The organism is Mucilaginibacter gynuensis (genome assembly GCF_039541195.1).
Classification (GTDB): Bacteria; Bacteroidota; Bacteroidia; order Sphingobacteriales; family Sphingobacteriaceae; genus Mucilaginibacter; species Mucilaginibacter gynuensis.
In genome coordinates this window covers 144298-158046 of the sequence record NZ_BAABFT010000013.1, presented here as the reverse complement: position 1 = coordinate 158046, position 13749 = coordinate 144298, and the positions used below count along the sequence as shown (strand labels likewise).

The window sequence follows — 13749 nt, the reverse complement described above, 5'->3', positions numbered from 1 at the left end:
GTATTCGCACAGATCTTCTTTACTTTATTTAATAGTATGCACCCATCAACAACGTTTTGAACATTTGGACGGATATTGATAAGTTAATAATAATTGACCTCAACAGCCAATATTGTGCAACAGCCACTTTCTCCCAAAAGAAAAAAGTACCAAAAAAGAAAAGTCGCGGCTGCGCAAGGAACTATGTTTGGGTTGTGCTGTGGCTGGGCTTGTGCTACCCGTTCCTTACGATGCCGCATTTTTTTAGGTTATGTTAGGCTTGTGCTCTTATCTGGCGATGACAATTCACACTCAAACCACGAACCTCGCCCCCGAAACCTCACACACTCATACACAACTCTATCAAAACCCCATTAGTTCCCTTTGGATGAATAAAGCAAACCAGCTTATTATCGGCACCTTTTTTGGGTTTATCGTTCAGTAAAACAAATCCTTCGTTTTTCAGGCGATCCATTTCGGCTTCAATATTCTCTACCTCGAAAGCGATGTGATGAATGCCCTCCCCTTTTTTGTCGATAAATTTAGCGATGGCACTATCGGGCGAGGTGGCTTCGAGCAGTTCTATTTTGTTTGGCCCGGCGGCTAAAAAAGCGGTCAGCACACACTCTGAGATCACTTCTTCGGTTTTATATATCTTTGTATTCAGCAGCTTTTCGTACAGGTTACCTGCTGTAGCCAGGCTTTTTACCGCTATACCGATGTGCTCTATTTTTTGCATGGTTTTTAATGATCGTAAAGCCGGTAAAGACAGAATATGAGGAAGATAATGTATTGTTTCCTGTTATCGATCTTCAGCCTTTCAAACTACCCCGTTTATGACAGTTTTTGAACAATTTTAAATAAATTATTTGTATATCTTTGTATTGTTAAACATATACGATGAACATTCCTATTTATTTAGATAACAATGCTACAACACCTATGGACCCCAGGGTGCTTGAAGCTATGATACCTTACTTCACCCAAAAATTTGGTAACGCGGCAAGCCGTAACCACCATTTTGGCTGGGTGGCCGAAGAAGCTGTTGACTATGCCCGCGAGCAGGTGGCTAAACTTATTGGCGCATCTGAAAAAGAGATCATCTTTACATCGGGCGCTACCGAATCAGATAACCTTGCTATTAAAGGTGTATTTGAAATGTATAAAGATAAGGGTAACCACATTATAACTGCCGTTACCGAACATAAAGCGATATTGGATGCCTGCAAACACGTTGAAAAACTGGGTGGCAAGGTAACCTACCTGCCGGTTAAAGAAGACGGTTTGGTAGACCTTGAAGTGCTTGAACAAAGCATGACCAGCGAAACCATCCTGGTATCTATCATGTATGGCAACAACGAGATCGGCGTTATTCAACCTATAAAAGAAATTGCTGCTATAGCACACAAACATGGCGCTTTGTTCATGACTGATGCTACACAAGCTGTTGGTAAAATACCTGTCGATGTTAATGCCGATGGTATTGACCTGCTGGCTTTATCGGCACATAAAATGTATGGCCCTAAAGGTATCGGTGCTTTATACGTACGCCGTAAAGGTCCGCGTGTTAAAGTAACCGCGCAAATGGACGGTGGCGGTCACGAGCGTGGTATGCGTTCGGGTACACTTAACGTACCGGGTATTGTTGGCCTGGGTAAAGCTTGTGAAATTGCTTTGCAGGAAATGGATGCTGAAGCTCTACGTTTATCATCACTGCGCGATAAATTAGAATCATCATTAACCGTGCTGGAAGAAAGCTATGTAAACGGTAACGTTAACCATCGCTTACCGCATGTAGCCAACATCTCTTTCAAATATGTTGAAGGTGAAGGTTTAATGATGGCGATGAAAGACTTGGCGGTATCATCAGGTTCGGCTTGTACATCTGCATCGTTAGAGCCATCTTACGTGCTGAAAAGCTTAGGCTTGTCAGATGATCTGGCACACTCTTCTATCCGTTTTGGTTTAGGCCGCTTTACTACCGAAGAAGAAGTTGATTATGCAATTGAAGTAACCAAAAAAGCGGTTACCCACCTGCGCGAACTTTCACCACTTTGGGAAATGTTTAAAGAAGGTATCGACCTTGACTCAATTGAGTGGGCAGAACATTAATTTTTGATTTCGGATGTTCAATTTTGAATTTATCAGTTACCCGAAAAAGAAAAATTAGAATTATTAAATAGAATTTTAAAGAAATAAGAAAATGGCATATTCAGATAAAGTAATTGATCATTACACCAATCCACGTAACGTAGGTACGTTGGATAAAAGCAGCCACAAGGTTGGTACCGGTTTAGTTGGTGCCCCTGAGTGCGGCGACGTTATGCGTTTGCAAATCGAAGTTGATGATAACAACATCATCACCGATGCAAAATTTAAAACATTTGGTTGTGGTTCGGCTATCGCGTCATCATCATTAGCTACTGAGTGGTTAAAAGGTAAAACCATTGATGATGCAATGGCTATCGATAACATGGATATTGTTGAAGAGCTTGCTTTACCTCCGGTAAAAATTCACTGCTCGGTATTGGCAGAAGATGCCATTAAAGCAGCAATCAACGATTACCGCGTAAAAAACGGCCTGGCTCCTATCGAGTTAGAAAAATCACACCACTAATTGGAAATGGGTTGTAGGTTGCAGGTTATAAGTTGTATGTATTTATCATTTCAACTTTAACCAATAAGAAGTATGTTTTGATTACATACAACCTTCAACTCATAACTTACAACAAATACAAAAATGGTAACTGTAACTGATAAAGCAAAAAGTAAGATCGAGAGCCTTGTAAAGGATTCGGGGCTTGATGCTACATATTTTCTTCGGGTTTCTGTACAAGGTGGCGGTTGCTCCGGCTTATCGTACAACCTTGATTTTGATAACGAAGAAAAAAAGGGCGACCAGTTTTTTGAAGATAAGGGCGTTCGTTTTGCACTCGACATGAAATCGTTCCTGTACCTTGCCGGTACCGAGCTTGATTTCAGCGACGGCTTGAACGGTAAGGGCTTTAACTTCCACAACCCGAATGCCTCACGCACCTGCGGTTGCGGCGAAAGCTTCTCGGTATAAACAGAGATTACTACTATATAATATTAAAGGCGCTTAAATTAAGCGCCTTTTTTTGTGACTCACCCTGTCGTCGCTTCGCTCGACTACCCTCTCTGCTGCGCAAAGAGGGAGTTTTAAAGTTTTGTTTTTAGCTTTAGTTGATTAAGAATACAACTTCAGCACCTTATATTCCGCAATTATTTAACAAGGGCGGCCAGAGGCCGCGTAATAGCAGACACTTGGCCGGAGCCAAGCGTCAGCTAATGTGAGCAGGCATTGGAAAGCCTACTTGTCATCTCGAACATAGTGAGAGATCTTCTTCGCTCTACAAGTCTGCGACTTACTTGATGAAGAAGATTTTTCGCTATCGCTCAAGAGAATAGTTTCTCCTCGTTCCTCGTTCGAAATGACAACGAATTAATCTTCGAAATATCTGTCGACCGGAACCAAACGTTGGCTACTAACTTTAATTTTGCGCCTTTCCGCTTTCACCTTTTCCCTTTCAGCTTTCACCTTTCCGCTTTATCCTTTCAGCTCTCAACTCAATACACCTTTATCACCTGCCCGGTTCCGGCACCTAAAACACTACGGATGTAAGCTACTACTACCTTATCCATAGTAACAGGTATATGCCCCGGAAAGTATGGGAAATAGCCAGGTGAATCTTCTACTACACCCGGACTTACCGCGTTTATACGCACATCGTTCTCCAGCTCAATTGCCGCGCCTATTACAAAGGAGTTTAACCCGCCATTAAGCGTACTTAGGTTTACGCCATTCACTACCGGATCTTCAGACAAGATACCTGATGTAAGCGTGAACGAGCCTTTAGGATTAATGTAATGCTGACCGATAAGTACCAGGTTAATTTGCCCCAGCAACTTGCTATCTATACCTTTTTTAAAATCGGCGGGGGTAGTACTTTTAAGCGGACCAAAATGGCCCGAACCTGTGGTGCTCACCAAGGCATCGAAATTTCCTGTTTGTTTATAAAAAGCTTCTATTGATTCGGGCGAGGTGATATCTACCTGCAAGTCGCCGCTTTTTGAGCCTGCGGTTATTATTTCATGGTCGCCCTGCAAGGCCTCGGTTACTTTTTTACCGATGGTGCCTATTGCACCTACAATAATTATTTTCATACTGATGTGAGGTTTATTTATTAAACAATCTTAGTTAATTATGCTTATTAAGTAATCATAAAAAAGTCAGTATTTGATAACGGTACTTTTTAAATGCGCCGTTCTATTTTGTTAAAATAAAATTAGATTTGCTTACTATAAACCAATTATGACTAAATTGACGTTACCCGATAACAAGCTTTATACTGTACCCAGTTTAATACGCAATATTGTTGCTAACATACACCCAGATACCCACCCCTTTTTATCGCATAAGGTAAAAAACACCTGGGAAGATATTACCTACAAAGAGGCTTTAGAAAAAATTGACGCGGTTTCGGCTTGGCTGTTAAACATTGGTATAAAAAAGGGTGATCACCTGTCGCTGATGATCGAGAACGGTCCGGATTATATCTATTACGATCAGGCACTGCAACAAATAGGCGCGGTGAATACCTCCATCTACCCCACCCTTAGCGAGGCTGATGTTGAGTACATCCTCAACGATTCGGAAGCGCGTACCATATTGGTAGGCAACCCTTTTTTGTTCCGTAAAATACTAAAGGTGGCTAACAATTGCCCGTCATTAATAAGGGTGATACCCGCTTTTGACGAGTTTGAAAAGTACATTGGCACCACTAAATTAAATGCCGGTATAGTTGGCTTTAAACAGGTAATTGAAGAAGGCTTACATATAGTAGAACAGTATCGCCATAGTATTAATACTGCTCGCGAGGCCATCTTGCCAAGCGACTTATCGTGCCTCATCTATACATCTGGCACCACGGGTACACCCAAGGGCGTAATGCTTAGTCATTATAACCTTACAGCTAACGTATGGGCCAGTTTAATGCAGATCACCGTGGTTGATAAGGATGATGTATTCCTGTCGTTCCTGCCATTATCGCACGTGTTTGAGCGTACGGCAACTTATCATATTTGTTTGGCCGTAGGTTGTAAAATAGCATTCGCGCAAAGTTTGGAGCTGTTGGCACGTAACATGGGTGAGGTTAAGCCAACCATTATGAACTGCGTACCCCGCCTGCTGGAACGCATCCACGATAAAGCCATGAAAAGCGGAACCGAGGCTGGTGGTATGAAAGCGAAAATATTTACCTGGGCGCTGGGCATCGGTCGTAAATACCGTGAGAACAACGAGGCTGGTAAATCGGCAGGCATCATCTTAAATACGCAGAATAAACTGGCCGAAAAACTGGTATTCAGCAAAATAAAGGAGAAAACCGGCGGACGCTTAAAGTTCATGATCTCGGGCGGCGGCGCGCTGCCTAAAAATATCGGCGAGTTCTTTGGCGACCTGGGCATCAAAATACTTGAAGGTTTCGGTCTTACCGAAACATCGCCGGTAATGGCGGTTACCGAGCAAGACAGGCAGGTTTACGGTACCGTAGGCCGCATTATTCCGGGTATTGAGGTGGCCATACAAAATGTGGATACCAAACAGATCTATACCATACAAACCCACGACACGTTTAAGCCCGATTTTCAATCGGAAGAAGGTGAAATTATTGTGCGTGGGCATTGCGTAATGAAAGGCTACTGGAACAAAACCGAAGAAACCGCTGTAGCTATTGATACCGATGGATGGTTCCACACGGGTGATATTGGCCGGTACTTTAAAGGTAACCTGCAAATTACCGACAGGCTGAAGAATATGCTGGTAAACGCCTACGGTAAAAACATCTACCCTACACCGGTAGAAAACACCTATCTAAAAAGCCCTAAAATTGAGGGTGTATTTTTACTGGGCGATAAACGCGAATATGTTACGGCCATTATCATTCCGGCAAAAGAAACCATGCAGGAAACCTTTAAACTGGGCGAAGCCTTCTTTACCGAAAGCAATGCCTTTATAGATGAGCCGGAGATAATAAAATGGATCGGTCAGGACATCCGCAAGTTATCTAACGAGCTGGCCAAGTTTGAGCGTATTAAAAACTTCAAGGTAAAACGTAATCCTTTCAGTATGGAAGAAGGCGAAATTACCCCTACCATGAAAGCCAAACGTAAAGTGATAGAAAAAAAATATGCCAATGTGATTGAAGAGCTTTATACGCAGGGCGAAGAGATCGAATAATAAGAGCCATAAAACGTTTAGTAGTATCTTCGAATCATGAAATACATCGACTTAACCACCTGGAAACGTAAAGAACACTTTGAACTTTTCAGTAAATTTGATGAACCTTTTTATGGCGTAACAATTGAGCTGGACTGTACTGGCGTTTATCGGAACGCCAAGGAAAATAAACTATCGTTCTATCTATTGTATCTGCATAAGATACTTACCGCGGTAAACCAAACCGAGGCCTTAAAGTACCGCATAACCGACGATGGCCGGGTAGCAATTTACGATACAATTAGCGTGAGCCCTACCATTGGCCGTGATGATGGCACCTTTGGTTACAGCAGATTTAATTACGTAGAAGATTTCGACCAATTTGCCGCAGATGCCTCAAAAGAAACGGAACGCATAAAAAGTGTAAGCGGATTGGGCTACCATTGTGCCGACCGCGATTTAATACACTTTTCGGCTCTGCCGTGGATAAAATTCACTTCGGTAAGCCATGCCCGCAGTTTTAAATGGCCGGATAGTATGCCCAAAATTTCTGTAGGAAAAGTTACTACCAATGCCGATGGAAAGATGCTGATGCCGGTATCAATACACGTACACCATGGCTTGGTTGACGGTTATGACCTGGGCAAATTCATTGATAACCTGGAGGCTGTGTTCGCAAAAGCTTAATTTTTTTATTAACGGGTATCTATTTGCACAATGCCCGTTAATATAGTTTTGTTTTCAGGCTTGCTGCCGCCAAATCCGGCACCACTGTTGCATTTTTTCCTTCAATCTCCAATCTCACGTCTCAAATCTCACATCTGTAAACAAAAAATCCCTACTTTTGCACACTTATTAAAATACCGTTTTTACTATGAGCATTGCGCTATCCGAACAGGAAATATTACGTCGTAAATCGTTACAGGAATTACGTGCTTTAGGCATCAACCCTTATCCTGCCGAAGAATTTAAAGTTAACGCTTGGGCTAAAGACATCAGCGAAAACTTTAACAGTAACCCTGATGCTTATAAACAGGTGGTTATTGCAGGCCGTATCATGACACGCCGCATTATGGGCAGCGCTTCGTTTGCCGAAATACAGGATACTACAGGCCGTATACAGGTCTACCTGAAACGTGACGACATTTGCCCTGATGAGGATAAAACGCTTTACAATACCGTATTTAAAAAACTGCTGGATATTGGCGATTATATAGGTGTTAAAGGCTATGTATTTTTAACCCAAACCGGCGAAATATCTGTACACGTACAGGAATTTACCGTTCTGTCGAAATCATTAAAACCCCTGCCTGTTGTAAAACGCGATGAGGAAGGTAATATACACGATGGTTTTACCGACCCGGAGTTACGCTACCGTCAGCGCTATGTTGACTTAACCGTTAATCCCGAATACAGGCAGATCTTCATCAACCGCTCTAAAGTGATCAGCACTATGCGCAATTACTTTAACGCACAAGGTTGGATGGAAGTTGAAACCCCGATACTGCAATCCATACATGGCGGCGCGGCAGCAAGGCCATTCGCTACTCACCACAACACGCTGGATATGCCGCTGTTTTTGCGTATAGCCAACGAGTTATACCTGAAACGCTTAATTGTGGCCGGTTTTGATGGTGTATATGAGTTTGGTAAAATGTTCCGTAACGAGGGTATGGACCGTACCCACAACCCCGAATATACCGCCATGGAAATATATGTAGCCTACAAAGACTATATATGGATGATGGCTATGGTTGAAGAATGTTTAGAACAGGTTGCGTTAGCCGTACACGGTACGCCGGTAGTAAAGGTTGGTCAGCACGAAATTAACTTTGCCGGACCATACGAGAAACTATCCATGTACGATTCTATATTGAAATATACAGGCATTGATGTATCAGAGTTGAACGAGGACGGCTTACGTAAAGTATGCGCCGACCTGGGTATTGAAGTTGATGCTTCAATGGGTAAAGGCAAACTGATCGACGAGATCTTCGGTGCTAAAGTAGAAGGCAACCTGATACAGCCAACTTACATTACCGACTATCCTATCGAAATGACACCGCTCGCCAAAAAACACCGCAGCAAAGATGGCTTGGTTGAGCGTTTCGAGCTGTTTGTAAATGGTAAGGAAATTGCAAACGCTTATTCCGAACTGAATGACCCTATCGATCAGCGCGAGCGTTTTGAAGAGCAATTGTTATTGGCCGGTCGTGGTGATGAAGAAGCCATGGCTATGGACGATGACTTCCTGCGTTCATTGGAATACGGTATGCCGCCAACATCGGGTTTAGGTGTGGGTATCGACCGCCTGGTAATGCTCATGACCAATCAAAGCACCATCCAGGAAGTACTGTTCTTCCCCCAAATGCGCCCCGAGAAAAAAGCGAAGGTAGCAACCGCCGAAGATTTTGTTAACATTGGCGTACCTGCCGAATGGGTACCTGTTTTGAACAAGATGGGTTTTAACACGGTAGAAGAGCTAAAAGCCGCCAACCCAAACAAGGTATTCAACGACCTTGGTGGTATGCGTAAAAAAATGAAATTAGATATTACTATGCCTACCAAAGAAGAGGTAATGGCATGGTTTGAATAAACATTCGATAGGTATAAAACACAAAAGGCTTGATAAGTTTTATCAGGCCTTTTGTGTTTAGTGAGCATTCAGGCGTAATTTCATTTAACCACAGTCGCTACGGCTACAGCCGAGTGACGATTATTTCGCGGCGTCTCGCCGCACTACGCCAAGTATAATTCGCTAAATTATGTAAGCTGAAAGCTTACGCCATGCTGTGTCACGAGTTACGCTATGCTAAACTCGCGACAGCAGAAAGCAATTGAGCAACATTGACAAATTTAAAAAGTTGTCAATGTTAAAATACGGAGATGGTGATAGTAACGCTCAAACTGCAAATCAAACTCCCCTTTCACCCAAACCCCGAACCTGAAACCCGGAACCTCACAATCCCCTGACTTGCAATAAGTAACAATTCCTTAACAAAATCATAAAACTTATAAACATTTGGTGTAAAAACAGTTGTTTAATTTTATGGTTATACTATAAATACAAATAGCATGACAAACTCTATTCTTGAAATAACTGAAAACGAGTACCTGATAAAACTGAGCAAACAAACGTTTAACCTGTCACTGATCAGGAATATATTGAAAATGGTTGAGGTTTCCAACCCAACTGAAGATGATTTTGTAAGCATCCCTGAAAGACACTATGCCCCAAATCAGAACCACTCGTCGGAACCAAGCTACTATGGTTCAATAGAAGAAAAATAAAAAGAGCGACACATTTTATTTGTGTCGCTCTTTTTTTATGCGTTTTTGTTTTTGTTAAAACTGGCGATAACCACCTCTTACCACTTGTTGCTTGTCCATTTGAGCTAATTGCCCTTTCATCATTTTTATCTGTTCGGCAAGCAATTTATTCTTATCTTCTTTAGCGGCTTCCTGCAAATACATTTGCGCTTCACGTTTATTGCGTTTAGCCATTGATATACCTGCTAGGCTCAACTTGGCCAATGCCGTATTGTGCGACATTTTCATGCCCAATGCAAGCGCTTTCTTAAAATATTTCTCTGATTTTAAAGGAGCCTTGCGCGATTCTATTAAACCGATGAGCATGTTATAATAACCCCACTGGTTTTTGTAAAGCTCTTTTTCGTAATCCTTAACCTTTAACAACCACTGCTCGGCTTTTTCCGAATCTTCTTTACGTAAAAAATACTGGGCAAGTATCATATTCTCATTAAAGAAGAAACTCAACAGCACAATACCGCCTAAAAGGAACACCAATATCCCCCAGCCCCAGAAGCCAAAACCACAAAGGGCTATACCTGCTCCTAACATTACACACGCTATAACTAAGCGAACAATATTTGACATAATTTGTGTTTACTATATAAAGCGCAAATATCCGTTTATTTGTACTCTTAATCAACATCTGCAAACAATATTTATGGCGATAGAATTAGAATCATCATGGCTTAAAGTTTTAGGCGAAGAATTTAACAAGGAATACATGCTGAAGCTTAAACAATTTTTGGCGCAGGAGAAAGAAAGCGGCCAGGTTGTTTATCCTAAAAACAAGGATATTTTTAACGCTTTTAACACTACTCCGTTTGATAAGGTAAAGGTAGTGATACTCGGACAAGACCCCTACCCCGGCGCTCAACAGGCACACGGCTTATCTTTTTCGGTACAAAAGGGCATCGCTGTACCCCGTTCGCTTATCAATATTTATAAAGAGTTAAAAACAGATATTCCCGGTTTTACCACTCCCGTGCATGGTAACCTGCAAGAATGGGCAGAGCAAGGCGTGCTATTGCTTAATGCTACCCTTACAGTAAGGGCAGGACTATCGGCATCACACCAAAAAAAGGGATGGGAAACATTTACCGATCAGGTGATCAGAAAGCTATCAGAAGAGCGCGAAGGCCTGGTATTTATACTTTGGGGCAGTTACGCGCAATCAAAAATCGCCTTGATCGATACTACTAAACATCATGTGTTAAAATCGGTTCACCCGTCGCCCCTATCAGTTGAAAGAGGTTTTTGGGGATCAAAACCCTTCTCAAAAACCAACGAGATACTGGTAAAGGAAGGCAAGGCGCCGATTGACTGGCAAATACATTAATTTTATTTAGTGAATTGGAGAATGAGTGATTTAGTGAATGGATAATTGGTGAGTAGAAAGTGTAATTGACTGATAGAAGCTAAATATCCTCACCTTGGCGGCAAGCAATCGCAGAGCTAACTCACCCGGTCTACGCTTCGCTGGACCGTCCTCTCTCCGGCTTTGCCGCAAAGAGGGCTGAATAAAAATAATAAGTATACCCCCTCTTTGCGAAGCAGAGCAGGGGTGACAAGCGAAGCGATGTCGGGGTGAGTCAATATTGAGCAATCTGTATCCCCAACCCTAAATTTTACATTAGCCAAACCATCAGTTAATCAACGTAATTAGCAATTCAATCAAATTTTCTATCTTTGCAGCTTGCAAAAAATGAACAAGAAGGTAGCATTTTATACACTGGGCTGTAAGCTTAATTATTCGGAAACGTCGAGTATTGGTCGCATGTTTAGTCAGGCGGGGTATAATACTGTAGATTTTACCGATACGCCCGATGTATTTGTGATCAATACCTGCTCTGTTACCGAAAATGCCGACAAAAAATGCAAAAAGATAGTTAAGGAAGCTCTAAAGGTTTCGCCTAATGCTTATGTAACTATTGTGGGTTGCTACGCGCAACTGAAACCAAAGGAAATTGCCGAAATACCTGGCGTTGATATGGTTTTGGGTGCTGCCGAAAAATTTCAGATCATTGATCATATTACTGATCTTACCAAAAAACCAAAGGCATTGGTTTTAAATCAGCCTGTATCCGAGGCTAACCAGTTTGTGCCGGCTTATTCATTTGGCGATCGTACCCGCACTTTTCTCAAGGTTCAGGATGGCTGCGATTATTCTTGTACCTTTTGTACCATTCCGCTGGCACGTGGCGCCAGCCGTAGCGATACCATTGAAAATGTATTGAAACAGGCCGCTGATATTGCTGCTTCAGGCGTAAAAGAAATTGTACTTACAGGTGTAAACCTGGGCGATTTCGGTATTCGCAATGGTCAGCGTGAAGATAAGTTCTTCGATCTGGTAAAGGCGCTTGATGAGGTAGAAGGTATCGACCGCATCCGCATTTCATCCATCGAGCCCAATTTACTAACCGACGAGATCATCGATTTTGTGGCTACTTCAAAAAGGTTTGTACCGCATTTTCATATTCCGCTACAATCAGGTTCTGATAAAATATTGGGGCTGATGCGCCGCCGCTACAAACGCAATTTATATACCGACCGTGTAGCTAAAATTAAGGCCGTAATGCCCGATTGCTGTATTGGTGTGGACGTGATCGTCGGTTTCCCCGGCGAAACCCGCGAAGATTTTGTCGATACTTATAATTTCCTGAACGATCTTGATATTTCGTACCTGCACGTATTCACCTATTCGGAGCGTGAAAATACATTGGCGGCCGAAATGACCGGTTCCGTACCGGGCTCAACCCGTGCCGACAGGAGTAAGATGCTGCATATATTATCAGAGAAAAAACGTCGTGCCTTTTACGAAACCCAGCTGAATAAAACCGAAGAGGTATTGTTTGAGGGCGATATTAAAGAAGGCTACATGCACGGCTTTACCCGTAACTACGTGAAAGTGAAAGCCAAATACGATCCTGTTTTGGTTAATGAATTAAAGAAAGTATACTTAACAAATATTTCATCCGACGGTGATGTAGAAATTACAGAAGCCGAAGAAATATTAGTGCATTAAAGTATATATTCGTCCCACAAATTACTGCCTATGTTCCCTACTATCTCCGCGCTGATAAAATACTTCACCGGGCTTGATATTCCATTGCCTATACAAACTTTCGGCTTTTTTGTAGCGCTTGCCTTTATGGCCGCTTACTGGGCTTTTACTAAAGAGTTTCAACGACGCGAAAAGCTGGGCGAAATACATCCATTTGAAAAAACAGTAACCATTGGCCAGGCCATCACAACCGGCGAATTACTGGGTAATGCCATATTCGGGTTTATATTAGGTTACAAACTAATTGATGCCGCTTTACACTACAGCGAGTTGGTTAACGATACTCAGGCCTTTATCCTATCGTCGCGTGGTAACCTGCTGGGGGGTATCGTATTTGCCGCGGGTATAACTTATTGGGCTTATGCCGAAAATAAAAAACAACGTTTAGCCGAACCGGTAACCAAAAGGGTATTAATGCCAACGCACGACCTGATGGGCAGTATCCTGTTATGGGCTGCTGTATTTGGTTTTGCCGGTGCCAAGCTGTTTAACGCGCTCGAAAACTGGGGCGAATTTATGGCAGACCCTGTTGGTATGCTGATAGGTTTTAGTGGCTTAACCTTTTACGGTGGCCTAATATGCGGCGGCGCAGCAGTATTATACATAGCAAATAAGCATGGCATAAAGCCTTTAACCATGCTTGATATTGGCGGACCGGGCATGATGCTCGCGTACGCTGTTGGCCGTATTGGTTGCCAAATGTCGGGCGATGGTGATTGGGGTATTGTAAACAATGCGCCTAAACCGGGCTGGTTAAGTTGGGCGCCAGATTGGATGTGGGCCTTCAAATTTCCGCACAACGTAAACGAGGTAGATCATAATAACCCAATACCCAACTGTGTGGGTAAATTCTGTTACGAACTTAAAGACGCTGTTTTCCCTACATCCTTTTATGAGTGCATCGTATGCCTGTTGTTATTCTTGTTTTTATGGAGCATCCGCGATCGTATCAAAGTGCCGGGAGTATTCTTTGGCATTTACCTGATATTAAACGGCTTGGAACGTTTCTTTATCGAACTTATACGTGTAAACACCAAGTACCACGTTGCAGGTATTTCATTTACACAGGCCGAAATGATCTCTTTAATATTGGTATTAGGCGGGTTGGTGTTGGTATCGGCAAACTTTCGTAAAAATGCGGCTACGGCATAAGTAGGTT

Annotated in this window: 13 protein-coding genes; 10 read left to right on the top strand and 3 right to left on the bottom strand. The window is 42.5% G+C overall.

Annotation, left to right across the window (positions count from 1 at the left end):
- Positions 1-319: 319 nt before the first annotated feature.
- On the bottom strand, positions 320-718 hold the full coding sequence (mce, locus tag ABD894_RS20990) for a methylmalonyl-CoA epimerase (RefSeq protein ID WP_345213039.1): 399 nt from the start codon (positions 716-718) through the stop codon (positions 320-322).
- A 161-nt stretch (positions 719-879) separates the two neighbouring features.
- Between mce and ABD894_RS20985 the strand changes: the two genes are divergently transcribed.
- The 3 genes from ABD894_RS20985 (at position 880) to ABD894_RS20975 (ending at position 3046) form a co-directional block, all read left to right on the top strand.
- Positions 880-2091: an IscS subfamily cysteine desulfurase gene (locus tag ABD894_RS20985; protein WP_345213038.1), complete on the top strand. Its 1212-nt coding sequence runs from the start codon at positions 880-882 to the stop codon at positions 2089-2091.
- A gap of 91 nt (positions 2092-2182) precedes the next feature.
- A complete protein-coding gene (gene iscU / locus ABD894_RS20980) occupies positions 2183-2596 on the top strand; it encodes a Fe-S cluster assembly scaffold IscU (RefSeq protein ID WP_345213037.1) in 414 nt (137 codons plus the stop codon).
- Positions 2597-2719: 123 nt separating this feature from the next.
- A complete protein-coding gene (locus ABD894_RS20975) occupies positions 2720-3046 on the top strand; it encodes a HesB/IscA family protein (RefSeq protein WP_345213036.1) in 327 nt (108 codons plus the stop codon).
- Between the two features lie 521 nt (positions 3047-3567).
- Here ABD894_RS20975 and ABD894_RS20970 read toward each other — a convergent pair.
- Positions 3568-4164, bottom strand: coding sequence for a short chain dehydrogenase (locus tag ABD894_RS20970; RefSeq protein ID WP_345213035.1), 597 nt, complete (start codon positions 4162-4164; stop codon positions 3568-3570).
- Between the two features lie 148 nt (positions 4165-4312).
- Between ABD894_RS20970 and ABD894_RS20965 the strand changes: the two genes are divergently transcribed.
- The 4 genes from ABD894_RS20965 to ABD894_RS20950 all read left to right on the top strand — a co-directional run bounded on the left by ABD894_RS20965 (position 4313) and on the right by ABD894_RS20950 (position 9508).
- Positions 4313-6238 carry an AMP-dependent synthetase/ligase gene (locus ABD894_RS20965; RefSeq protein WP_345213034.1) on the top strand — a complete coding sequence of 642 codons (1926 nt, stop codon included), beginning with the start codon at positions 4313-4315 and terminating at the stop codon, positions 6236-6238.
- A 36-nt stretch (positions 6239-6274) separates the two neighbouring features.
- Entirely contained in the window at positions 6275-6904 is a 630-nt protein-coding gene (locus ABD894_RS20960; protein ID WP_345213033.1) for a CatA-like O-acetyltransferase, read from the top strand.
- Between the two features lie 187 nt (positions 6905-7091).
- Positions 7092-8813: a lysine--tRNA ligase gene (gene lysS / locus ABD894_RS20955; protein WP_345213032.1), complete on the top strand. Its 1722-nt coding sequence runs from the start codon at positions 7092-7094 to the stop codon at positions 8811-8813.
- 479 nt (positions 8814-9292) lie between these two features.
- Complete coding sequence (locus ABD894_RS20950; protein WP_345213031.1) at positions 9293-9508, top strand: hypothetical protein; 216 nt, start codon at positions 9293-9295, stop codon at positions 9506-9508.
- Between the two features lie 54 nt (positions 9509-9562).
- Here ABD894_RS20950 and ABD894_RS20945 read toward each other — a convergent pair whose 3' ends face one another.
- Positions 9563-10114 (bottom strand): tetratricopeptide repeat protein, encoded by a 552-nt coding sequence (locus tag ABD894_RS20945; protein WP_345213030.1) that lies wholly within the window; start codon positions 10112-10114, stop codon positions 9563-9565.
- 73 nt (positions 10115-10187) lie between these two features.
- On the opposite strand from ABD894_RS20945, the gene ung reads away from it, so the two are divergent.
- The 3 genes from ung (at position 10188) to ABD894_RS20930 (ending at position 13742) form a co-directional block, all read left to right on the top strand.
- Complete coding sequence (gene ung / locus ABD894_RS20940; protein WP_345213029.1) at positions 10188-10865, top strand: uracil-DNA glycosylase; 678 nt, start codon at positions 10188-10190, stop codon at positions 10863-10865.
- A 366-nt stretch (positions 10866-11231) separates the two neighbouring features.
- The gene (gene mtaB / locus ABD894_RS20935) at positions 11232-12551 is read left to right on the top strand and encodes a tRNA (N(6)-L-threonylcarbamoyladenosine(37)-C(2))-methylthiotransferase MtaB (protein ID WP_345213028.1); all 1320 of its coding nucleotides are present in this window, start codon (positions 11232-11234) and stop codon (positions 12549-12551) included.
- A 30-nt stretch (positions 12552-12581) separates the two neighbouring features.
- Entirely contained in the window at positions 12582-13742 is a 1161-nt protein-coding gene (locus ABD894_RS20930) for a prolipoprotein diacylglyceryl transferase (RefSeq protein ID WP_345213027.1), read from the top strand.
- Positions 13743-13749 lie beyond the last annotated feature (7 nt).

What these genes read in the sequence shown, in the direction of transcription:
- mce (WP_345213039.1), bottom strand. Translation starts at nt 718, where the DNA reads ATGCAAAAAATAGAGCACATCGGTATAGCGGTAAAAAGCCTGGCTACA.
- ABD894_RS20960 (WP_345213033.1), top strand. Translation starts at nt 6,275, where the DNA reads ATGAAATACATCGACTTAACCACCTGGAAACGTAAAGAACACTTTGAA.
- iscU (WP_345213037.1), top strand. Translation starts at nt 2,183, where the DNA reads ATGGCATATTCAGATAAAGTAATTGATCATTACACCAATCCACGTAAC.
- ABD894_RS20930 (WP_345213027.1), top strand. Translation starts at nt 12,582, where the DNA reads ATGTTCCCTACTATCTCCGCGCTGATAAAATACTTCACCGGGCTTGAT.
- ABD894_RS20970 (WP_345213035.1), bottom strand. Translation starts at nt 4,164, where the DNA reads ATGAAAATAATTATTGTAGGTGCAATAGGCACCATCGGTAAAAAAGTA.
- ABD894_RS20965 (WP_345213034.1), top strand. Translation starts at nt 4,313, where the DNA reads ATGACTAAATTGACGTTACCCGATAACAAGCTTTATACTGTACCCAGT.
- ABD894_RS20975 (WP_345213036.1), top strand. Translation starts at nt 2,720, where the DNA reads ATGGTAACTGTAACTGATAAAGCAAAAAGTAAGATCGAGAGCCTTGTA.
- ABD894_RS20985 (WP_345213038.1), top strand. Translation starts at nt 880, where the DNA reads ATGAACATTCCTATTTATTTAGATAACAATGCTACAACACCTATGGAC.
- ABD894_RS20945 (WP_345213030.1), bottom strand. Translation starts at nt 10,114, where the DNA reads ATGTCAAATATTGTTCGCTTAGTTATAGCGTGTGTAATGTTAGGAGCA.
- lysS (WP_345213032.1), top strand. Translation starts at nt 7,092, where the DNA reads ATGAGCATTGCGCTATCCGAACAGGAAATATTACGTCGTAAATCGTTA.
- ABD894_RS20950 (WP_345213031.1), top strand. Translation starts at nt 9,293, where the DNA reads ATGACAAACTCTATTCTTGAAATAACTGAAAACGAGTACCTGATAAAA.
- mtaB (WP_345213028.1), top strand. Translation starts at nt 11,232, where the DNA reads ATGAACAAGAAGGTAGCATTTTATACACTGGGCTGTAAGCTTAATTAT.
- ung (WP_345213029.1), top strand. Translation starts at nt 10,188, where the DNA reads ATGGCGATAGAATTAGAATCATCATGGCTTAAAGTTTTAGGCGAAGAA.